At 70.6% G+C, this 19,908-nt stretch carries 24 protein-coding genes and 9 tRNA genes; 14 read left to right on the top strand and 19 right to left on the bottom strand.

Translation table 11 applies throughout. The annotated features are described in order from the left end of the window. Position 1: 1 nt before the first annotated feature. The 3 genes from ACTIGN_RS17135 to ACTIGN_RS17125 all read right to left on the bottom strand — a co-directional run bounded on the left by ACTIGN_RS17135 (position 2) and on the right by ACTIGN_RS17125 (position 2,460). Positions 2-1,024 carry an AAA family ATPase gene (locus ACTIGN_RS17135; protein WP_439625978.1) on the bottom strand — a complete coding sequence of 341 codons (1,023 nt, stop codon included), beginning with the start codon at positions 1,022-1,024 and terminating at the stop codon, positions 2-4. 459 nt (positions 1,025-1,483) lie between these two features. After that, positions 1,484-2,110, bottom strand: a complete 627-nt coding sequence (locus tag ACTIGN_RS17130) for a TIGR02996 domain-containing protein (protein WP_439625976.1) — start codon at positions 2,108-2,110, stop codon at positions 1,484-1,486. Continuing rightward, entirely contained in the window at positions 2,107-2,460 is a 354-nt protein-coding gene (locus tag ACTIGN_RS17125) for an ArsR/SmtB family transcription factor (RefSeq protein WP_439625974.1), read from the bottom strand. Before ACTIGN_RS17125 ends, ACTIGN_RS17130 begins: the two co-directional genes overlap by 4 nt. 181 nt (positions 2,461-2,641) lie before the next feature. Here ACTIGN_RS17125 and ACTIGN_RS17120 point away from each other — a divergent pair, with 181 nt between their 5' ends. Continuing rightward, a complete protein-coding gene (locus tag ACTIGN_RS17120) occupies positions 2,642-3,142 on the top strand; it encodes a hypothetical protein (RefSeq protein ID WP_439625972.1) in 501 nt (166 codons plus the stop codon). 25 nt (positions 3,143-3,167) lie between these two features. On the opposite strand, the gene ACTIGN_RS17115 is transcribed toward ACTIGN_RS17120, so the two are convergent. After that, complete coding sequence (locus ACTIGN_RS17115; protein ID WP_439625970.1) at positions 3,168-3,614, bottom strand: TIGR03067 domain-containing protein; 447 nt, start codon at positions 3,612-3,614, stop codon at positions 3,168-3,170. A 240-nt stretch (positions 3,615-3,854) separates the two neighbouring features. On the opposite strand from ACTIGN_RS17115, the gene ACTIGN_RS17110 reads away from it, so the two are divergent. From ACTIGN_RS17110 to ACTIGN_RS17100, 3 genes are all read left to right on the top strand, one after another. Next, on the top strand, positions 3,855-4,988 hold the full coding sequence (locus ACTIGN_RS17110; RefSeq protein WP_439625968.1) for a WD40 repeat domain-containing protein: 1,134 nt from the start codon (positions 3,855-3,857) through the stop codon (positions 4,986-4,988). A 249-nt stretch (positions 4,989-5,237) separates the two neighbouring features. After that, positions 5,238-7,118, top strand: coding sequence for a YncE family protein (locus ACTIGN_RS17105; RefSeq protein WP_439625966.1), 1,881 nt, complete (start codon positions 5,238-5,240; stop codon positions 7,116-7,118). A 50-nt stretch (positions 7,119-7,168) separates the two neighbouring features. Next, positions 7,169-7,513 carry a hypothetical protein gene (locus ACTIGN_RS17100; protein ID WP_439625964.1) on the top strand — a complete coding sequence of 115 codons (345 nt, stop codon included), beginning with the start codon at positions 7,169-7,171 and terminating at the stop codon, positions 7,511-7,513. Between the two features lie 132 nt (positions 7,514-7,645). Here ACTIGN_RS17100 and ACTIGN_RS17095 read toward each other — a convergent pair whose 3' ends face one another. From ACTIGN_RS17095 to ACTIGN_RS17080, 4 genes are all read right to left on the bottom strand, one after another. Continuing rightward, complete coding sequence (locus ACTIGN_RS17095) at positions 7,646-9,178, bottom strand: sigma-70 family RNA polymerase sigma factor (RefSeq protein WP_439625962.1); 1,533 nt, start codon at positions 9,176-9,178, stop codon at positions 7,646-7,648. Then, complete coding sequence (locus tag ACTIGN_RS17090) at positions 9,175-9,369, bottom strand: hypothetical protein (protein ID WP_439625960.1); 195 nt, start codon at positions 9,367-9,369, stop codon at positions 9,175-9,177. The genes ACTIGN_RS17095 and ACTIGN_RS17090 overlap by 4 nt, the downstream gene beginning before the upstream one ends. 78 nt (positions 9,370-9,447) lie before the next feature. Next, the gene (locus tag ACTIGN_RS17085; protein WP_439625958.1) at positions 9,448-9,672 is read right to left on the bottom strand and encodes a hypothetical protein; all 225 of its coding nucleotides are present in this window, start codon (positions 9,670-9,672) and stop codon (positions 9,448-9,450) included. Positions 9,673-9,731: 59 nt separating this feature from the next. Further along, positions 9,732-10,076 carry an SWIM zinc finger family protein gene (locus tag ACTIGN_RS17080; protein ID WP_439625956.1) on the bottom strand — a complete coding sequence of 115 codons (345 nt, stop codon included), beginning with the start codon at positions 10,074-10,076 and terminating at the stop codon, positions 9,732-9,734. A gap of 169 nt (positions 10,077-10,245) precedes the next feature. On the opposite strand from ACTIGN_RS17080, the gene ACTIGN_RS17075 reads away from it, so the two are divergent. The 10 genes from ACTIGN_RS17075 (at position 10,246) to ACTIGN_RS17030 (ending at position 16,860) form a co-directional block, all read left to right on the top strand. Then, a complete protein-coding gene (locus tag ACTIGN_RS17075) occupies positions 10,246-10,530 on the top strand; it encodes a hypothetical protein (protein WP_439625954.1) in 285 nt (94 codons plus the stop codon). A 120-nt stretch (positions 10,531-10,650) separates the two neighbouring features. Continuing rightward, the gene (locus tag ACTIGN_RS17070) at positions 10,651-12,138 is read left to right on the top strand and encodes a hypothetical protein (protein WP_439625952.1); all 1,488 of its coding nucleotides are present in this window, start codon (positions 10,651-10,653) and stop codon (positions 12,136-12,138) included. An 89-nt stretch (positions 12,139-12,227) separates the two neighbouring features. After that, positions 12,228-12,773 carry a TIGR02996 domain-containing protein gene (locus ACTIGN_RS17065; protein WP_439626063.1) on the top strand — a complete coding sequence of 182 codons (546 nt, stop codon included), beginning with the start codon at positions 12,228-12,230 and terminating at the stop codon, positions 12,771-12,773. A gap of 541 nt (positions 12,774-13,314) precedes the next feature. Then, positions 13,315-13,521, top strand: a complete 207-nt coding sequence (locus ACTIGN_RS17060) for a hypothetical protein (RefSeq protein WP_439625950.1) — start codon at positions 13,315-13,317, stop codon at positions 13,519-13,521. Next, entirely contained in the window at positions 13,511-13,732 is a 222-nt protein-coding gene (locus ACTIGN_RS17055) for a helix-turn-helix domain-containing protein (protein WP_439625948.1), read from the top strand. Before ACTIGN_RS17060 ends, ACTIGN_RS17055 begins: the two co-directional genes overlap by 11 nt. Before the next feature lie 237 nt (positions 13,733-13,969). Next, positions 13,970-14,713 (top strand): hypothetical protein, encoded by a 744-nt coding sequence (locus ACTIGN_RS17050; RefSeq protein WP_439625946.1) that lies wholly within the window; start codon positions 13,970-13,972, stop codon positions 14,711-14,713. A gap of 3 nt (positions 14,714-14,716) precedes the next feature. After that, a complete protein-coding gene (locus ACTIGN_RS17045) occupies positions 14,717-15,838 on the top strand; it encodes a helix-turn-helix domain-containing protein (protein ID WP_439625944.1) in 1,122 nt (373 codons plus the stop codon). Then, positions 15,835-16,101, top strand: a complete 267-nt coding sequence (locus tag ACTIGN_RS17040; protein ID WP_439625942.1) for a hypothetical protein — start codon at positions 15,835-15,837, stop codon at positions 16,099-16,101. The genes ACTIGN_RS17045 and ACTIGN_RS17040 overlap by 4 nt, the downstream gene beginning before the upstream one ends. 2 nt (positions 16,102-16,103) lie before the next feature. Then, complete coding sequence (locus ACTIGN_RS17035; protein ID WP_439625940.1) at positions 16,104-16,403, top strand: hypothetical protein; 300 nt, start codon at positions 16,104-16,106, stop codon at positions 16,401-16,403. Beyond that, positions 16,396-16,860 (top strand): hypothetical protein, encoded by a 465-nt coding sequence (locus ACTIGN_RS17030; protein WP_439625938.1) that lies wholly within the window; start codon positions 16,396-16,398, stop codon positions 16,858-16,860. Before ACTIGN_RS17035 ends, ACTIGN_RS17030 begins: the two co-directional genes overlap by 8 nt. A 555-nt stretch (positions 16,861-17,415) precedes the next feature. On the opposite strand, the gene ACTIGN_RS17025 is transcribed toward ACTIGN_RS17030, so the two are convergent. The 11 genes from ACTIGN_RS17025 to ACTIGN_RS16975 all read right to left on the bottom strand — a co-directional run bounded on the left by ACTIGN_RS17025 (position 17,416) and on the right by ACTIGN_RS16975 (position 19,478). After that, positions 17,416-17,688: a hypothetical protein gene (locus ACTIGN_RS17025; protein ID WP_439625936.1), complete on the bottom strand. Its 273-nt coding sequence runs from the start codon at positions 17,686-17,688 to the stop codon at positions 17,416-17,418. Between the two features lie 123 nt (positions 17,689-17,811). Then, positions 17,812-17,973, bottom strand: coding sequence for a hypothetical protein (locus ACTIGN_RS17020; RefSeq protein WP_439625934.1), 162 nt, complete (start codon positions 17,971-17,973; stop codon positions 17,812-17,814). A 318-nt stretch (positions 17,974-18,291) separates the two neighbouring features. Then, positions 18,292-18,363, bottom strand: a tRNA-Pro gene (locus ACTIGN_RS17015). Positions 18,364-18,369: 6 nt separating this feature from the next. Beyond that, positions 18,370-18,441 (bottom strand) — tRNA-Arg (locus tag ACTIGN_RS17010). A gap of 12 nt (positions 18,442-18,453) precedes the next feature. Next, positions 18,454-18,527 (bottom strand) — tRNA-Pro (locus ACTIGN_RS17005). Positions 18,528-18,656: 129 nt separating this feature from the next. Beyond that, positions 18,657-18,728: transfer RNA gene (locus ACTIGN_RS17000), tRNA-Gly, on the bottom strand. A gap of 96 nt (positions 18,729-18,824) precedes the next feature. After that, positions 18,825-18,897 (bottom strand) — tRNA-Phe (locus ACTIGN_RS16995). Positions 18,898-18,955: 58 nt separating this feature from the next. Continuing rightward, positions 18,956-19,028, bottom strand: a tRNA-Lys gene (locus ACTIGN_RS16990). 108 nt (positions 19,029-19,136) lie between these two features. Beyond that, a tRNA-Gln gene (locus ACTIGN_RS16985) sits at positions 19,137-19,212 on the bottom strand. Positions 19,213-19,225: 13 nt separating this feature from the next. After that, positions 19,226-19,300: transfer RNA gene (locus tag ACTIGN_RS16980), tRNA-Gln, on the bottom strand. A 104-nt stretch (positions 19,301-19,404) separates the two neighbouring features. Next, positions 19,405-19,478, bottom strand: a tRNA-Asn gene (locus tag ACTIGN_RS16975). Positions 19,479-19,908: the final 430 nt, after the last annotated feature.

Raw genomic sequence — 19,908 nt, 5'->3', positions numbered from 1 at the left:
GTTATTCGCGGTCCACTTCCGGCGGGCGGTCGGCCGGCCGGGCGTCCATAGTTTGCCGCCGCACCCCGTGGCGGCCGAGGGCGTACGACCAATCCTCGGCCGCCAGCACCGGCCGGCCGGCGAGCGCGGCCCGCTTGGCGGCGTCGTAGCACACCCGCTCGACCTCGGCGTGACTGCTGCCCACCAACTCGCGGACGATCCCCGCGACGCCCGCCTTCGGGCCGAGCCACGCGGCACACCGCCGGCGGACGAGCGACTCGACTTGGTCGGCCGTCGGCCGCTGGAATCGCATGACCTCGTCGAACCGCCGCCACAACGCCGGGTCGAGCGACTCCTCGAAGTTCGTGGCCGCGATGATGACGGATCGCCCCTCGAAGCGGTCGAGCATTTGGAGGAAGGCGTTTACCACCCGCTTCAGTTCGCCGTGCTCGGTCGCGTCGTCCCGGGAGCGACCGATCGCATCGAACTCATCGAACAGCACGACCCACGTCCCCCGCGACGCGAAGTCGAACACCTTGCGCAGGTTGGCCGCGGTCTCGCCGAGCAAACTGGAGACAACAGAATCGAAGCGGACGTAGAGCAGAGGGCGGGCGAGTGCGGCGGCGACGGCCTCGGCGGTGACGGACTTTCCGCAGCCCGGCGGGCCGCAGAAGAGTAATCGGCTGGCCGGCCGGAGCCCGTTGGCCTCCAAAACATCCCACCCTTGAACCTCCCGGCAAACCGTGCGCAGGGCCTCGACCTGCGGGGGGGCGAGGACCAGGTCGTCGAGCCGATGCCGTGGGGAGAAGACCTCGACGAGGTCGGTGCCCCGCTCCTTGTCCTTGGGGAGGGCGTCGAACCGGTGGTGGGACGTCCCGTTCCGCTCGTTGCGGGCGTCAAGGATGTGTGCCAGTTCGTCCGCAAGCACCGTGTGGTGCTTCTTCCGTTCCTCATCGATCATCTCGTGCGCGGCGGCGACGAAGCCGGGCTGATCACCCAGCCGGAAACTGCGGAACAATCGCTTGATGAGGTCTGAGCGGGCCATGGTTGGGTAGGATCGCGCTCGCGACGACCGACCGTAATGCCGGATCGGTGCGGCGTGGCGTCCTCTCACTCGTGAAGATAACAGGGCGAACGACCCGATGCACACGGTTTACGGGGTGGGAGCAACGGCCGGATGAGAAGAGCATCGGCGAATCGGTACAGTCCTACCGTTCGTCCGGGCTTAGGGCCTCGGGCATTGTCGCACGATGCCCCAATCGCGCGCAGGTCAGATGGGCATCTTACGTTATACCCGGCGTGCCTGGACACGTGAGCCACCCGGTAGCACGCCATCGGTTGCGGTTCATCGCTCGCCTCCGCCATCGCTCAACCCCGTGCGTTTGGTCAGGCCGTACGGCCGGTGAAACGGTCAGGTGGCAGCGCGGACCCTGGCGGCCTCGCGGCGAGCGTACTCGAGGGCCGACCGCCCGAGCGCGTCGCGGGCCGACTCCAAGGTGTCGAACTAGCGGATGTAGGCGGAGTGCTCGCCGGGTCGCCACCCCTCGAGCAGGTCGAACAGCGGGGCGGGGAGGATGCTGGTATCAAACCCGTACGGGCTCTCCTCCGCGTCCTCTCGCTGCCAGTAACACCCCATGCCGTCTTCGAGCCCGAACGCCTGCACCCCGACGAGCTGTACGACCCGGACCGGGTGCGCCGCGGCCACCGGCCCGGCGTAGCGGACCCAGTCCGGGGCCTCGACCCACACCTCGTCGATGAACCCGCGGCGGAGCGTCGCCCGGGGCCGCCGCTCGGCGGACTCCGGGCCGTCGGCCCTGGCGCGCCGGGGCCACTCCGTGGCGAGCTCGCCCCACGCCGGCCCGCGCAACTCCCGCCGGCGGTCGAGCAGCGTGTACTCGCGCCGCCGGAGTCCCTCCCGCGCCGGGTTCCACGGGGCCGACCCGACCGTCGGTTCCCCCGGCCAGTGGCACCCGCCCGCCCGCGCCAGCTCGCACTGCACGCGGATGAACTCGGCGCGGGCCTCGTCGCCGCGCTCCTGGAGCCAGTCGGCATAGACGAGGCGGGGCGTGTCGTCGTCGGGTGCGGCGCAGATCGCCGCCAGGAACCCGGCTTCGTCCGCTGATGGGTTCACTTCCTCTTCCCCCTCGCTGTGGTGGCGAACAGTGCGGCGCGGTCGAGCGTGACGCGGGCTCCGGACGCGTGGGCCAGTTCGACCGCCCCCGGGGTGACGGTGGCCCCGAGTAGCCGGTAGCGGCGGAGCCGGCCTGCGGGGGTGACGGCCACCACGCCGGCCCGCCGGAGCCGGGCCAGGTGGTGGGAGGTGTTCGCGATGCTGGTCCCGCCCACAGCGGCCAGTTCGCCGACGGATCGCTCGCCGCCCGCCAGCTCGAGGACCATTGCTAACCGCGTCGGCTCGCCGAAGGCCGCCAGCCACCCGGCGATCGCCCGGAGTTGACCCATCCGCTCGGTGTCGGAACTCACTTCTTCCTCTTTTCGAACTTCGGTTCCAGGTTCCGCAGCGGTTCATTCGTCGTCGTTGCGGCAGACGCGACAGGAACGGACCGGTGTTGCCAAACTGCCATCCTAATCGGCGGTTACTGAGGTGTAGACTTGAGTGGCAGACCTCCCTGTCCGCCCTGAACTCTGGACCGGAGCGATTTCGATGGCCGCTGCACGCACGCCCCGCACGCGGCGGAGGCGAACCCGCACCAAGGACACCCGGCGGCGGTGCCTCGGGGAGATGGCCCGGGCACTGGCCGACGGGCACGGGCCCACTGAAGTCGCGCGGGCGGCCGCGGCCCGGTACGGGATCGCGCTCAGCTCGGCGTGGCACGACCTGGCCGAGGTGCGGCGGATCTGGGCGGAGGAGGCCGAGCGGCAGCGGGGGACCGAGGCGGGGCGGCTGGCCCTGGGGGAGTCGCTCGTCCGCCGCGAGGAGCTGTTCCGTCTCGCCCTCAGGAACGGCGACGTGGACCTGGCGTTCGAGGTGGAGCAGGACCGGTGCCGGCTGCTGGGCCTGTACTCGGGGCAGGGGGCGTTCCCCGAACCGATCCCCGGCCCCGGGCCCTCGCTGGCCCAAGTCCCCACCGACCTGCTGAGGAAGCTGGAGTTGTTGCTCGCCCCGGCGACGCCATCCCTGTCGCACCCGCCGCAGCCAGGGTGAGCTCCCACCCGGTGTTGCGAGCGGATCACTTCTTCTTTCGCTTCAGGGTGAACATAACGTACTCGGGGCCGTCATCCACCGTCTTGAACGCGGTGGGCCGCTTCTCCGCCCCCTCCTCGGCAAAGCAGATCGTCAGCGCGTCGCCGTCGAGCCGGTAGATCCCGAGCTGCGTCTTCCCCTTGTGCTCGCCGGCGGTAATCTTGCAGTCCACCGCGGGCACCTTGGCCTTCGGGTCGAGCTTGAACTCCCCGGCCTCCGCCCTCAGCCCCTCCAGTTTGAACGTGTACGCGGTGCCCTCGAAGGCGAACGCCGGCGTCTTCTTCTTCACGAAGTCGGCGAGGTCGTTCCCCTCCTGCTCGAGCGTGATCACCTCCCACTCCCCCTGGAGCCGTTCCGCGTCGGTCGGCTCCTTCTGTGCGGCGAGGAACCCAGAGGTCACGAGGATGAGGCTCGCGAGAGCGAGTGTTCGCACGGTAGTTCTCCGGGGTCGGGCCTGAAATGGACGCCGGCAATGGTCCCGCGCGACCGCGGCCCCGTCAACAACCCAATCGCGGGTGCCGAGTTCCGCTGTCGGACGGGGCGAGGGCCGCGGATGACCGCGCCCCCGCCTCAAAAGGTAGTTGCACGTCAGGGGAATCGCGAATACCCTCGCACCGCCAGGGGTTCGCGACGGCTTAACGTCGCGAACCCACCACCGACGGGAGGACTCTCGATGCGACGCGCGACACGCACGGCGAACTGGCTGACCAGCCTGGTCGTGGCCTCGGGCTGCTCCCAGGCCCCGCCCGCCGCGACCGACGCCGGGGCCCCGCCGGCCCAGAACGCCGCACCCCGGGTCGATCGACCCGCCCCCGTGCCCCCCGCGAAGACACCTCAGCCGGCCAACACCGGCGGGCCGCTGAGGCCGACCAGGACCGTCCCGCTCGACGTCCAAGACGTCCTGGCGATTAGCCTGTCCCCCGACGGGGGGACGCTCGGGCTGGCCGGGAGGGCGAGGCCGGCGGGGGGCGCGGAGCTCGAGCACCTTTCGGTGTTCTTCGACCTCTCCACGGGCAAGCGGACCGGCGTGCCGATCAAACTGGACGGGCCGGGCGCGATCGCGAGTGGCGGGAAGGCGACGGCGTACGCGGACGGCTCCAAGGTCGTCGTCCACGAGCTCGCTACCGGCGCGGCCACCGAGGCCGCCCAGATCAGCAGCACCGAGGGCCGCTTCTCGTTCGCACCCGACGGCCGGCTTCTGGTGACGGCGTCCAAGACGAAGCTCGCGTTCCTCCCGTGGCCGGCCGACGGGTCGAGGCCTCTCGAGGTCGAGACCCCGGCCCCGGTCCTGGGCCTGTCGCGGGTGTACCTCCAGGGCACCCGGGTGGCGGCCGTCCACGGCGACGCCGGCGAGGCCGTCCTCCGGGTGTGGGACGCGAAGACGGGCAAGCCCCTGGAGACCGTCCCCTTGGGTCGGCCGAAGTTGGCCCGCGACCCGGTCCAGGTGGCGGAGGACGGGAGGGCGATGATCGTGACCGGCCCGTCGGGGCGGGAGGCACTCTGGGACCTGGGCGAGAAGAGGCAGGCGGAGTGGGCCGGCGCGAAGCTGCGGACGGGCCTGACGCCCCTGGCCGGGGGGCGGGTACTGTACACGGAAGCGGAGGTCAAGGTCACCGGGGGCCAGGTGGCGTCGGCCATGGTCGTCGTGGTCGCCGACCTCCGGACCGGGGAGGCGGTCCACAAGCTGGCGATCCCGCCGGGCGTCGAGAGTTTCGTCAGCATCTACGTCGCCGCCTCGCTCGATGGGCGGCGGGTCGTCCTGGTGAGCGACGATAGCCACATGGCGTACATCTGGGACCTGCCGTAGCCCGCCTGGCTGTTGAAACGAAACGCGTCCGGCGCGAATTTCAGGCGGTTCAGGCGTGACGCCGGGGCGGCTCGACGGCCGCCCATCCCGGTCTCATCCGGACCGCAAGGCGATTGACGCACCGGGTCGCTTCCCGGACAATCGGCAACTGAGAACCGGTCCCGGCGAGCCCCACCCCGCCCCCGTGCGGCCGACCCCGCCCCCGTGCGGCCGGCCGAGCGCCCCCGGTCGCAGCCACGAGGTCCCCCGATGTACCGCTCCCTTGTCGCGGCCCTCCTCCTCGCGGTCCCCGCGGCCGCCGCGGACCCGATCACGGGGACCATGCTGCCCCTGCCCGCCCCCGGCGGTTTCGCCCTGTCGCCCGACGGGGTGACGCTCGTCGTGTCCCAGCCCGAGAAGGGCGAACTGGTGTACTTCGACACGGTCGCCGAGCGCGAGGTCAAGCGGGTCGCGGTCGACTTCAAGCCCGCGGCGATGGCCCTCCAGGGGGACACCCTGTACGTCGCGGCCAAGGGCGGGTCGCTCGTGTACGCCCTCGACTTCAAGACGGGCAAGCAGCAGCGCGAGGTCGAGTTGGGCGGGGACGCGGTGGCCCGCCTGGCCTGCCACCCGGCCAAGGGGCCGGTGTTCGCCTCCACCGACACGCTCCAGGTGTTCGCCGTCGACCCGGGCTCGGGGAGGGCGACGAAGACGAAGGCGGTCGGGTACTTCCTCGCGGTCGACCCGGTGGACGGGGCGGCCCTGTTCACCGGGGTCCAGCCGCCGCTGGACCGGGCCGAGATCTTCGTCCAGGACCTGCCCGACGGGCGAGTCCGGGTGTTCGCGGACCGGTGGGGCGCGCGGGCGTTCGTCCTCAAGTACGCGGTCGACGCGAAAGGGCTAAAACTGGTGTCATCCCAGCGGAACGCGGCCGTAAACGCCTACTCCATCGCCGTGACGCCGGACGGGAAGAAGGTGCTGGTGACGAGCGGGGGCGGGTGGCGGCCCCCGGTCGAGGGCGGGGCCGGGGGCGGCGCGTCCGCAGCCTTTAGCGCCGAGAAGCTGGAGTCGCGGGTCGGCGACAGCCCGCCCGGGACGAACCTGGCGTTCCACCCGGTGCTGAACCTGGGTGTCGCGAACCGGGAGGGCCGGTCCGTGCAGTTCTTCAACCCGCGGTCACTGGTCACCGGCAAGGAGTTCACCGTCGCGCCTGGGGCCGACGCCCGGGGGCTCCTGGTCGCCTTCGGGGCGAAGGGCACCAAGGTGGTTCTGTGGAACGGGGACAACCCGGCGAACCCGCGGGAGGGGCTGCACTTCCTACCCATCGAGTTGAGTGCGGACGACCGCGCGGCACTTGAGAAGGTGTACGGCACGCTGCCCGCCGCGCCGAAGGCCCCCGCGGCCAAGACGCCGGCGACACCCGCCACGCCCACGACGCCCGCGGTTCCGGCACCGGTCCCCAAGACGCCGGCCGTCACGACGCCCGCCCCCACCACACCGGCCATGACCACCAAGCTCGAGCCGGGGGTGATCGCGGTCGCCGCGTTCAACGACGCCCGGGGCGCGGGCAGCGACCCGGCCCCGGGGTCCCCTTACCCGCTCGGCCAGTCGAACGTCCGGGGCGGGGCCGGCGAGCCGGGCTGGAAGGGGCCCTGGGCCGCGAACTCCAAGGCGACGTACGTGACGGAGCCGGTCGCCGAGGGCGACGGGGCGCTGCACATTGCGGGCACCGCCAACTTCGGCCGCTCCTGGACCGCGGGGCAGAAGGGGGCGTTCGTGGTCGAGACCCGGGTCCGGTTCCCGAAGGACGGCGGGATGCGGTGCTACGTGTGGCAGAGCGACCCGGACAATACGGGACCGATGTGGAGCGCGGCCAACGGGGAGTTCCGAGCTCTCAACGGTGACGGCCGCGGCGGGGGCTCGTGGACCAAGGTGGCCGCGTGCAAGCCGGACACGTGGCACACGGTGCGGCTCACCGTCGACGTGGCGAAGCAGACGTGGGCCATGAGCGTGGACGGGGCGGCGGGCGACACCGCGTTCGGGTTCCGGGGCGCCCCGAAGGTGCTGGAGGGGATCAACTTCCTGCCCGAGGGCAAGGAGTCGGTGTACATCGACCTCGTCCGCGTCCTGGAAGCGGACCCGAAGAAGTAGCGGCGTGGTATTGGGGCCGGGCTCCGGCCCAATCCCGGTTTGGAGGGGTCGTGTCGAACGTGCCGCCGATCTCTCCGGACCAGGCCGTCGCCGAGGTGCTCAAGTTGTGGGCCGCCGGGGCGTCCCCCGACGCGCTCCTCCACCGGCTCCGGGAGTTGGCGAACGACACCGCCGGCCAACTCGGCCCGGCCCACGTGTACCAGATCACGGGCGGGTACCGGGACGGGTACGAGGTCGGCCGGACCGTCCGCCTGTCGGGTGTAGCGATCGATGGCGAGCCCCTGTACCGGGTCGCGTTCGACCGGGGGCACTGGGACGGCACCAAGCGGAAGCTCCTCGTGGCGGGGGTGCCGCTCCTCGCCGTTGCGGCCATCATTGCCTTGGTGCGGGGGTGACCTCTGCGGCACTGGCGGGCGGCGTGTGCCTCGTGCCCGCTGCGTCTGAGATATGATTGGTTCAACCCGCCGCGGTGCGGGTGACGGCCCCGCGGGTTCGGTCGCTCCCCGCGGGGCCGCTGTCGTTTCACCTCACCCGGCCTGCCGGGCGTAGACGCTCGCCTGCACCTCGCCGAGGGCCGCGACCAGGTCCCCGACGACCGGCCACGTCTCGGTCCGCCGCGTCTTCGGCGGGGCGGTGGTGCCGATCGGGGCCAGCTCCTCCCGCTCCGCCACCGCCAGCGGAAGGCCGTGGGACCGAAGCGCGGCCCGGAGCTGGTCCCCGACCCGCGACCGCAACAGCACCTCGACCTCGCGGCCCAGCGCCCGGACCAGGGCCTTCGCGTTGGCCAGTGAGGCCTCGACCGCTGCCTCCACCGGGTCGCCCGCGGCCCGCACCTCGACCTCCACCTCCCGGGCCGGTGCCGCGGTCGTTCGGTTCGCCGACGGCTGGCGGCCGGTCGGTGCCGCGTCCGGTGCGGCCGCGACGAGGCGGCCGGTCCGCCGGTCCGACCGGAGGCCGCTCTCGTGCAGGTACTTGCCGACGATGCCGTGGGACAGGCCGCACGCCCTTGCGATCCCCCGCTCCGTGCCGCCGGTCCCGCGGCTCCCCTCGATCACCCGCTCCAAAAGGGCCGGGTTGCCGACCAGCCGGTCGAACGCCCGGCGGCAGTCCTCGGGGGTCCGGGCCAGGGGCTGCTTGCTGTTGCTGGCGAGCGCCCACAATTCGGCGTCGGCCCGGGTGCCGGGGAGCACCAGACACGCGACCGACCCCGTCCCCCGGCGGCGGTGCGCCTCGCCGCGGTTGAACCCGTCGATCACGTAGAGCCGGGACAGCCCCTTGCCCCCGGGCGGGGCCACCTCGACGACGTCGAGCGGGTCGAACTCGCCGTCGTCGTCGAGCACCTCGACCAGCCGGCACACGTGGGCCTCGTTGAACGGCTCGCCCCGGACCTGGAACGCCGGGTCGAAGGTGAGCCGGTCGAGCGGGACCATTTCGCGGCGGCCCTTGGGGCGGGAGAGCGGGTTGGGCATGTCGAACTCCGGGTGGGGTCGCGGCCGGGCGGTGGCCGGGGGCGTCGCGGGCGACGTGGACGGGCGTCCCTCAGTCAGCATAGCGCGGAGCGCGGCGACGGCCCGCTTGACCCGGTCGCTGACCGCCTGGTGCGTCACCCCCAGCTCGGCGGCGACGCCCTTCCGCGTCGCGGGCCCGCGGCCGTCGAGGCCGAACACGCGGACCACGGCGGCCCGCTGCTGGGCGGGGAGCCGCTCGACCGCGGCCCGGAGCCGGGCGGCCTCCGCGGCCGCGTCCTCCGAGTCGGGGCCGTCGGCGGCGCAGCCCGGGCGAGCGGCGTCCCGGGCCGCGAGGTCGCGGAGGTGGGCGGCCACCTGCGCGTCCCGGGCGTGCCGAGTGGTGCGGGCCTCGCTGGCCCGGTAGCACATCCAGCTCGTGAACTGGGGCAGGAGCCCGGGGTTGCCGTTGAACTTCGGGAAGCTCTCCAGCAGGCGGACGGTGGCGTCCTGGGCCAGGTCGTCGGCGTCGGCGTCCCGGCCGGGGCCGACCCGGCGGCGGGCGTGCCACCGGATCAGCCGCTCGACGCGGGGCAGGGCCTCGTGGGCGGTCACCGGGCACCCCCTTCCCGTTCCGGCCGGCGGTCGGCCAGGGCGTAGGGGATCGGGCGGGCGAGCGGCCCGAGTTCGTACCGCGTGCAGGCCGGGCACACCGGGTCGCGGCGGCCGATCAGCCGGGAGCCGCAGTCGGGGCAGGTGCGGGATTTCCGGGGCCGGCCGCGGCGGCGGGGCGTAGACTGGGTCATGCCTTCATCTCCAAGGGGTGGGGGCGACCGGCCCGGGGCGTGTGCAAGACGCCCCGGGCCAACTCGTTCACGGGCGGGTCACTTCGCCTTCCGCTTCGCCGCCGGCTCGGGCTCCGGGGCCGCGGCCGGTTCGCTCGCCGCGGCGGCGAGGGCCCTCACGTCGGCCCTCGCCAGGAGCGCCCGCAGGCCGTCCAGGTCCGCCGGCGCGGCGTCCCCCGGGGCGACCTCCTGCACCGCGTCGGCGATCCCGCCGATGACCGCGTCGTGGGCCTTCCGCCGCAACCAGCCGAACACGTCGAACATCGAATCGTCCTCCAAGGTGATGGGCCGGTCGGGGTAACCGGCCCGGGTCGGCCGGCGGGTCAGACCCACTCGTTCGCCAGCAGGGCGAGGGCCGCCAGGACGTGCTTGCAGGGCTTGCCCCGGCCGTAGCTGAACCCCTTGCAGTCGCACCGGTGGTCCTGGCCGTTGCGGGCCGCGAACACGTCGTAGCTCTCGGCGCCCGCGTCCGACTGGCCGCCCAGGCAGACGAGGTGGAAGGCCCGGCCCTCCCACGGCGTCTGGAACTCGGCGACCGCGTAGGTCGCCACCGCCCGCGGCCTCTCGATCACGAGGAGCCCGCACCCCGGGCCGGTCGGCGTCCACCGGAGCCCCGACCGCGGGGCACTTTTGGTCGGGGGCAGGAGTTCGGTGAAGGTGGCGGGCACGGGCGACCCTCGCGGTCAGGTGGTGTCGGGCGGGCTGGTTGCAATGAATATAGGGATAACCCCTAGGGGTGTCAAATGCAATTTGGGAATTGCTAGGGGAGTCCCCTAGGTGGATATTGTGATGTGTGCTCAACTGGTGGCGGATCGGCCGCCCGAACTGGAGATCCTGATGCCGAAGAGTCCCGTGAAGGGAACGAAGCAGGTGCTTCTTGAACTGCCCGTCGAACTTGTGGAGGAAGCGAAAGGGTTCGCCCAATCGCGGAGCGAGTCGCTCAAGGAAGTGGTGATTGACGCGCTCCGCCGGCACATGGCCTACCCGCCGCCGCCGAAGCCGGCCCCGTTGCCGCCCCCGGCCCCGCCGCCCCCCGCACCGTTCCCCGATGCCGCCGCGAGCGCTCCCACTCGCGCGAACGTGAAGCCGAAGAAGCCGGCCCCGAAGAGGGGAAAGAAGTGACGAGGCAAGTGAGGGCAGGCGAGTTCGAGCACGGGCGCATGGCGGTCGCAAGCCCGTGGGGCCGGTGATGGGGTCCAGGCTCCCACCTGGCTCCCTGGGCGATCATTACGGAGGTTCGAGATGTCCTTCTTGAGCATCGTGCGGGCAGACCTCGACGTGCTTCTGAAGCGACTCGACGACCGGTTCGTGCCGCGAGTCTCCGCCATTTGTGTCCCGAGGGACGGGGCGACAGAACAACGCATCGGCGTCTGCTCGGAGCACGATGCCCTGCACCCCGAGTCCTTTCGCGGGGTTCAAGATCGCGTGAAGGATCTCATTGCCAACGACCCGGAATCCGCGTCTTATCTGGCCCCCGACCCAGAAGCGGGTTGGACTCCGAGTCACCAGCAACTCCTCGACACCAAGGTCCGAAGAATCAGGTCGCGTGCCCTCGTGAGGGCCGTCACCGAGGCAGCGAACAACGCCGCGGAGAGCACGGGGTTCGCCACGATCGCGAGTTGGCCCTTTGATTATCAGGACAATAACGGGGTCTTCGTTGTCCAGGTTCAACAGGAGGTGTACTCGCAGTACCACCCGCTCTCGAAGGACAGCTACACCGGGGCTTTCGGCCGCCGGGAGTACCGCCGCGAGCGGTCGCTCGTTGACGCGGTGGTTTGGCAGTACCTGCTCGACGCGGTGCAACTCTTCTCGTCCAACGCTCCCATTTCGGCCCTCACCGCGGTTGCGGACCACGATTACGTGTTCACCCGGGCCGGCAGGTCGCTGGCCGCCACCGCGGCAATCGGAACGGGGCACAGCCTCGCGTCGCAGGGCTTGTACGACGACCTCAACAACCTCTCGACCCTCAAATACGAGGGGGAGGAGGGCCGGGGCACCATCGTCTTCGCGCGCCCCGAGCACCCCCACATACGGGTGGACGCTTCGTTCGTAGCACCCGTCCCACTGTCCTCACCCGGAGCCGTGCGCAAGCTGCTTCAGATGACATCCCGCGAGATCTCAGCCCTTTGTGACGGGCGACAGGTCTACGGCCTTGGGGGGATCAGGGACGATTACCCCCTGGCAGACGAGGACGCCTTCACGGTCCGCTTCGAGCGGCAGTTCTCCTGGGGGCTCTTCCACGGCTCCCACGCGATGATGCACGTTCGCTACGGCGTGCCGAGCGTGAAGCTGCCGGGGTTCCCGCACGAGCGGTTTCGCGCAACAACCCGCCGCGTGTTCCCGAGCCTCGATCCCGCCGCCGCCGACAACCTTGCCGCTCTCGCCGCGGGTGCGGCATCACAGGGACACGGCTGCATGCTCGTCATTTGTCGGGCCGCGGCAGAGGAGGCTGCTCGCCTTGCGGCGCAGTGCACCCGGATCGTTCCCGTCCCGATGACGACCGAGTTGCTGCCCCGTGTGACCTCGATCGACGGCTCCGTCCTCGTGGACACCGAGGGCGTGTGCCACGCGATTGGGGTCATCCTGGACGGGCTCGCCTCGCTGCGGTGCTCGCCGGATCGCGGCGCGAGATACAACTCCGCTGTCCGGTACGTCTACAACCGTCGCGAGCAGGACGTGGTAGCTCTGGTGAAGTCCGAAGACGGGATGGTCAGCATCTTTCCCGAGTGACTTTGGACGATAGTGGGGCGGCAGCAACGGTGCCGAGTTGCGCTCGCCTCATCTCTCCGCGATCATGCCGAGGTTGTCCGGTGAGCGAGATGTCGTCGTTCCTCGAAGCGGTCCGCCTCGCCCCCGAGGACGACACGGCTCGGCTCGCGCTTGCCGACTGGCTCGACGAGATGCACCCGGCCACGCCCGTCGCCGCCGGCGTGCCGAAGGGGTTCAACGCCTACTGGCACCAGCGTGCGGTCCCGGCCGAACTCCTTGTGGGGTTCCAGTACCGTCGCCTGTGGGCCGCCGGGAAGTGGAGCAACGAGGAAATCTCCGAAGCGCTCGTGACCGTCGTTCAACTCGCCACCACGGCGAAGATCGCCCGCACCGTACGCCCGGGGAGCACGGAGGTCGCGGGCTACCCCGTCCTCACCCTGGAACTGATCGCACAGCAGCCGGACGCCCTCGCCCTCTGCCGGGTGCTTCAGCGGCGGTGCGGCGGGTGCCCGGTGACGTACAGCCGGCGGGCCGCCCGGTCGCCGCAGGCGTCCCGGGTCGGGATCTGGTTCACCGCGATGCCGGGCGAGCGGCAGCTCATTGCGGAGGCGGTGGAGAAGATGTTTCGCCGCCCCCACCGGTACCCGTCGGAGTGATGGGCCGGCACCAACGCTCGACGCCCCGGGGAGCGCTCCCCGGGGCGTCGAGCGTTGTCGTGGGTCCGAGCGAAGGCGGGAATTCCCGCTCTGCCCGTCCCGTTGCCTCAGGGTTCGCGGTGAAGGGTGCGCGCCGTTCGGTCCGTTCCGCTCCTCCCGCGATCACAAGTCGTTTCCCGTCAACACCGCCGACTCGCGCGCCGCAGACTGACACTGCTCACGTCACTCCCTTCAGCTCGGCAACTCATCGCTTCGATCCGCACCGTTGATGGACGTTCGCGGGTAGGGGCCGAGTATTTTTTCTTCCCGCTGTCCCGCCCGGCGGAACGCTTTCGGGGTGCCGCCCCAACGCTCGCGCGGTCGGTGACTTCCGGCCACGAGTTGTCGTGGTGAAAGATCAAATCGGTTCTCCGGCGTAACGATGTTCGCCGTCCTTTTTGGATGCGTGTCCACTAGCAAATTACAGTGCTGGTAGATCAACCGATCGCTCCGGGACCACTGTGGCCCACCGGGAGCGGCGGCTTTGGAGGCTCGGTACGACATGAAAACACTGCCCGTCATCGCCCGCGGAGAGAGCCCGCCCCTCGACGTCGATTTGCTCAGGAAGATCGCCCGCACCGACCCGGACCTGAAGGCACTCGGAACACGCATCGGGGCGGCGAAAGCCTACAGCGACGCCGAGGTGCGGCGGATCGTGGCAGCGTACCGGAAGTTCGAGGTGGCGAGAGGAGTCGCCCATGCTTCCTGAGCTGTCCGTTCAGCCGACCGGCACCCCGGTTGATGCCATCAGCGTGGACCAGGCAGAAGCGGCACGGCTCACCGGACTGAGCGCCAAGACGCTCAGCCGTTTAGCCGACGCCGGCGAGCCCCTCGGCCGCATCAAGGTGAACAGGCGAGTGCTGTTCGTTGTGAAGCAACTGCGGGAGTGGGCGGAGTCGCGGGTCGCCGCCACGAGGTGACGTTTTGAAATGACGAAGGCCAGGAGTTGCGAGCTCCTGGCCGTTCGTTGCCCCGAGTGTCGGTCGAGGCGGGTTGCTATGCAGATCATACCACGGCGGGGTACGTCCCGCAACCAATCCCACGCGCCGCCTTTCAACCCGGCGGGCGTGCCCGAAGAACTCCGCAGGCTCGACAGGTGGGTTACCACCTCCGAGCCGACTCGTCACCGCTCGTGGCCCGCGGCCCTCGAAGCAGCGTTGGCGGGTGAGGCCGTCGGCGTCGCGCTCGGTGCCGAGGTCGGGATCGTTCCGGTCCCGTTCATGTCGGGGATCGGCAGCAATCGGGCCGCGACTCTCATTGCCAGGTCGTCGTCGTACACGGAGCGGGTCGGGGCCTCCGGCCTGCTGTTGTTCGTGAAGGGCCGGTTCGGCCCGCGACGCACGCTCACGCCGCTGACCGGGCACTGGCTCCCGGGGACGCCGCGGCAGATCCACCGCCCCGCGAACGGAACCGCCGGGCTCCGGGCCGTGCTGCGTCGGTGGGGCCGGCGACGCCCGCGGCCCACCGACAACGCGAACCCTTCGCCGCCCTTCCAAGGGTGTATTTCTCTTAGTTGCTTTACTGGTATGCAGGAAACCGGGTCGCCCGAACGGGTGGCGGCCGCGGGGTTGTTGATCGCGTTCCGGCGGGCCGCGAGCCTGCCGGACCCGATCGGGCTGACGCACCTCGGTGGGAAGAACCGGGACCGCATCCGGACCGTCGCCAAACTTGTCCACACCCTCTGCGACGGGCAGGTCAAGACGGTGTTCTTTCTCGGCTCGGTCTCCCTCGGGAAGCTCCTCGGCATCCCGCAGTGCGCGGCCCACCGTGCGGTCGCCGCGTTGGAGGAACAGGGCGTGATCGTGCGGGTGCGAACCGGCAAGCGCATCCGCGACCCGACCGACCGGAGTCGATGGCTCAACATCGCCAGCGAGTTCACGTACCAAGGCCTTCCGAGTTGACCGATGAAGCGAACCGCCAAGAAGGGTACAGCAAGGGCTCCCGCGAGCGGCGAGAAGGTCGCGACCCGGACCAAGGAACACCTCGGGACGAGTTACACGGTGAGCGTCGCCCACCCGGAGGCCGACCGCTACCCGTGGATGGGCGACGAGGAACTGTCGGACCTGGCCGCCGACATCGCGGCCCACGGGCTCAAGAAGAAGATCAAGCGCCTCGCCGACGGCCGCATCGTCGACGGTCGAAACCGCGAGCTGGCCTGCCGGATCTCGAGCGTCCGGCCGGCCTACGAAACGGTGCGACTCGCCGAGGAGAAGATCCCGGCCGAGGTCGCGAGCCTGAACGTCCACCGGCGGCACCTCACCCCCGAGTTCCGTCGCGCAAGGATCGAGGCGCTCCGGGCCGAGGGTAAGAGCACCCGGGCGATCGCAAAGGCAACCGGTGTCGCCCAATCGACCGTCATGCGGGACTTGAACCACCTCGGTTCAGGTGAACCGCGCGGTTCACCTGAACCGGCCGGAAACCGCCCGCCGAGCGGACAGAACCAGGCACCTGAACTGGTCGCGTCCGCGGCCCCAGGTGAACCGCGCGGTTCACCTGGGGCCGCGGGAATCAAACCTCCGGGCGGTGCGCCCGCAGTGCCTGAACCCGAAACCGCGGACCACCGACCGGCGGCCGTCAGCCCCCCGCCGAAGGTCGTCGGCCTTGACCGCAAGGCGTACTCCGCCACGCGACCGGCACACGCCCGACCGACCCCGGCCGCCTCGCGGCTCGATGAACTCGCGGCGCAGGCGGTGGCGTTCCAACAGGTCCTCGAAGCGTTTGCGTGCGACCCCGATGGGCGGTGGCTCATCGGCCGGCCGAACCCGCGGGCAAAGGGCCGGCCCATTGTCCGCGAGGTGATGGCCGCGATTGCGGCCATCGGGCCGGAACCCCCCGGCCGCTACGAAACCGCCGCCGACCGCGCGTTCAAGATCCGCGCGGCAGAGGACGCGGCCCGCCACAAGGCGACGACGGCGCTCCCGGCCGGAGCGGTCGAGTGCGACTGGCTGCGGGGACTGGTCGAGGAGTTGAGGCAGAGGCGTGCCCAGGCGTCGGCACCAGCGGCGCAAAGCGGGGGCCAAACGTGAGCACGACCCCGACGCTCCCAGGCGATCCCGGAGCGGTGAACCGACTGGCCCTCTGGGCGACCGACCCGGCCCGGGGGAACGAACCGGCCGCTGCTGATCTCCGCCTGTTGTTGGACCTGCACGCCGAGTTGACGGGGAAGGTGCGCCGCGGCGAAGCCGACCGGGCCGAACTGGAGGCCCTCCGCGCGCAGCTCGCCGCCCTGGAGTTGGAGTACGCGGGATACCGGGCCGACCTCTCCGCGGCCCGCGCACCCTGGGAGTGAACATGGGCACCAGAAGGTCCGCAGCCGTCGACGCCCCCCGGCCCGACCACCTCGGTGCGCTCACCCGGAGCGCGGCCTGGGCGGCCGCCCCGGGCGACTGGATCGCCGTCGGCACCCGCACACTGATCGACGAGATCGCCGGCCTCAGTGACCGGGCTCTCGCGGCGGAGGTGGTTCGAGCGGACCTCGCAAAGGTCCGGGCCGACGTCGCCGCGTACCGACGGGAGGTCGCTCGGCTCCGGGAACTGGTCCCGGGCGAGGGGTTCCGAACTTACCCCAGCGGAGGCCACGACGGTGAGTGACGCGACCAAGAGACTGACCCGAGCCGAGTGGAACAAGACGCCGTACGCCGGGAGCGAGGCGAGGGACGCGGACGGGGCCGTTCAGAAGCTCCTCGCCAAGTACGGCGTCCGGGACGTGGCGACCGTGTCGTTCACCACCCCGGGCGGGCGGCCCGGGTACGGGGTCCGGTTCGTGCTCGGCGGCCGGTGCTACCGCATCGCCCTGGAAACGCTGGCCGCCGCGGCGACCGAGGACGAACTCCGCGTGCAGGCGAAGCGGGCCGTGTTCCACTTCCTGAAGTCGGCCCTGGAACTGTCGAACGTGTTCATGCCGCCCGAGCAGGTGCTGTTCGCGTTCCTCGAACTCCCGGCCGCGGGCGGGGCCACGATGTACGAGGGGGCCCGCCCGCACCTCGGCCAGCTCACCGCCCCCGAGTTCGGCCGGCTCATGCTCCCCGCAAAAGGCGACCGCCCCTGACGGGTGCCGCTCGCGCGGCCCGCCCGGCATGGTACACTCCAAACCCCTTGGCCGGCGGCGTGCGGACCCCAACCGCACCCGCCCCGGCCGCCCAGAGAAGGTCAGGCCCATGGCTTCGATCAGCAAGGACCCCCGGGGCAACGTCCGCGTCCTCTTCGTCGGCCCCGACCGGAAGCGGAAGGCGGTCCGCCTCGGGAAGGTGAGCCGCAAGGTCGCGGAGTCGGTCAAGCTCCGGATCGAGGCGATCCAGGCCGCGATCGCCTCGAGGACGCCCCTGGACCACGAGACTGCGGCGTGGGTCGGAGGGGTGAGCGACGAGTTCGCCGCGAGGCTGGCGGCCGTCGGGCTGGTGCCGGACCGGGTCGCGGGCCGCCCCACCGGGCTGAACGAGTTCTGCACGAGCTACGTCGCGGGCCGCCCGGACGTGAGCGGAAACACGCGGCGGAACCTGCTCACCGCCGCCGGCTACCTGACCGGGTTCCTCGGGGGCGACCGCACAGTCGCGTCGGTCACCGCGGGCGACGCCTCGCGGTTCGCCGCCCAGATGCGGGCCGACTACGCCCCGGCGACCGCCAACCGGGCCGTGGTGTACGCGAAGCAGTTCTTCAAAGCCGCCGAGCGGGACGGGCTCGTCGACCGGAACCCGTTCCGGGACGAGAAGGGCGGCAGCATGTCGAACCCCGAGCGGATGCACTTCGTAACCGCCGACCAGGCGGCCGAGTTGCTCGACGCCTGCCCCGACGGCGAGTGGCGGCTGATCGTCGCGCTCGCCCGGTTCGGCGGGCTGCGGACCCCGTCGGAGCCCCTCGCCCTGACATGGGACGGCATGGACTGGGAGCGGGAGCGGTTCCTGGTGCGGTCGCCGAAGACGGGGCCGCGGTGGGTGCCGATGTTCCCCGAGCTGCGGCCGCACCTCGACGAGGCGTTCGACCGGGCCGAAGTGGGGGCGGTTCACGTCGTCACCCGGACCCGGGACACGAGCGCGAACTGGCGGACGACGTTTAACAAGATCGTGGTGCGGGCCGGGCTCCTGCCGTGGGAGAAGCCGTTCCAGAACCTGCGCGCGAGCCGGGAGACCGAGTTGGCCCGGACGCACCCGCTGCACGTCGTCACGGCGTGGATCGGGAACAGCGTCCCGGTGGCCGCGAAGCACTACCTCCAGGTGACGGACGAGGACTTCGCGCGGGCGGCGAGGGGCGGCGCACATTCCGGCGCGCGGGGCGACGCAAAAGGCGACGCAGACAGGAGCGGACGCGACCGGACCGAACGGGACAAAAATGAGCCGGACCCAAGAGAACAAGCGGTTTTGACCGCTGCTGTCCGCTCGGGTCCGGTACTGTCTATGTGTTCAGTTCTCCGTACAGGAGTCGAACCTGTCAACCGGGCTTCGGAAACCCAGCGCCGCGTCCGGCGGACGGAGAGCGAGTCAGGTCAGGACGGCAGGAATCGAACCTGCTTGAACGAGTTCCCAAGACTCGCGGCCGGCCAATGGCCCACGTCCTGAAACAGTCGGACCGGCAGGATTCGAACCCGCATGTGTCGCTTTAGAAGAGCGGTGCCTCTCCGTTCGGCCACGGTCCGATCAACCGACAGTCGGGAAGACAGGAGTCGAACCTGCGTTCTCGTGCTTCCGACGCACGCGACCACTCCACCTGGTCCGCTTCCCGAAGGTGCTCGCGCGAGTCCCGGGGGCGGGTGAAAGTACGACCGGATTCGCACCGGCAACTTCCCGCTCCGAAAGCGAGTGCTCTACTATTGAGCTACGTGTGTACGCCCCCGTTGTTGGGCGCGGGCAGAGCGTCCGGCGGGATTCGAACCCGCGCGTCCTGGGTGGAAACCAGGCAGGCTACCGTTGACCTCACGAACGCTTCTTCTGATTTCGGAATGCGGAGTTCGGAACGCGGAATCGAAAGCCAAAGACTCTTCTCTTCACTCCACGTTCCGCACTCCGCACTCTCCGACAGTCCCGGCAACTGGAGTCGAACCAGTTCCTCCGCGTTTTCAGCACGGCGCTTCTACCGAGTTAGCTTCACCGGGTTTTCGTTCTTCATTCCGCATTCGGCATTCCGCATTCCGCGTTCCGCAATGGAGGCAGTGCCCCGCCAGGGGATCGAACCCTGCGTCTGCCGGTTAAAAGCCGGCGGCTTCGCCATTGAAGCGTGCGGGGCTTGTGAAATTCGGAGTGCGGAGTGCGGAGTGCGGAGTCACGAACGCCGCGTTGGCTTTCATTCCGAATTCCGCGTTCCGCGTTCCGCGTTCCGCACTTCCGACCCAGGTTCCGGGAGCTGGAATCGAACCAGCGGCCTCCCGCTTCAAAGGCGGGGAACGGGTACCAGCACCGAATATCCCGGAGCGCGTCGACCAGTTGCCGGGGCTGGAATCGAACCAGCGGCCTCCACCTTCAGAGGGTGGCTTCAGTACCAGCACTGAATCCCCGGCAAGCGCTTCGCTTCAAGCACGAAGCACGAACCAAAATGGCAAATCGCTGTGCTTCTTTCGTGCTTCGTACTTCGTGCTTCGAATTTCGGGGCGAAGCCCCGCCAGCAGCGGTGGCAGGAATCGAACCTGCACTGTGCGCTTTAACAGAGCGCCGCCTTACCATTCGGCTCCACACCGCTGGGTGTGAATCTGTGACGGTTGAAACGGACCGGGGCCGGGCGCCCCTTGCGGTAACGCCCGGCCCCGGGAGGTGGTCCCGATGGTGCCCGCGCGTCACCCGGTGGGGGTGCGTTGATTGAACGGCCGGAACCCGAACCCGCGCCGCTGTTGCGGCCGCGGCGTCGTGGGTCGCGTCGGCTGTTTGGGGAACCGGGTCATGGCTGCACTCGGCGTGAGGGGTGTGTTCACAGGGATAGACGCACGGCCCGCCCGGTGGTTCGCGCCGCAGCGGGGAATTTTGTGAGCCGGGTGCGCCCCGGAACTTGATCCCTTCTCTCCCGATTTCTTCCCGCCGCCCGCGGCGCGGCCGTGCGACCGGCGCCGGCGCGCCGCACGGCCCGACCCGCACGCCGGTCGCAACCGCCCGCGGCAGCACGCTCGCGACCACCG

The sequence above is a fragment of the Gemmata sp. genome (assembly GCF_051859125.1).
In the GTDB taxonomy this organism is placed as follows: domain Bacteria; phylum Planctomycetota; class Planctomycetia; order Gemmatales; family Gemmataceae; genus Gemmata.
The sequence above is the reverse complement of the archived record's forward strand: the minus strand, read 5'-3'. Positions and strand labels throughout refer to the sequence as shown.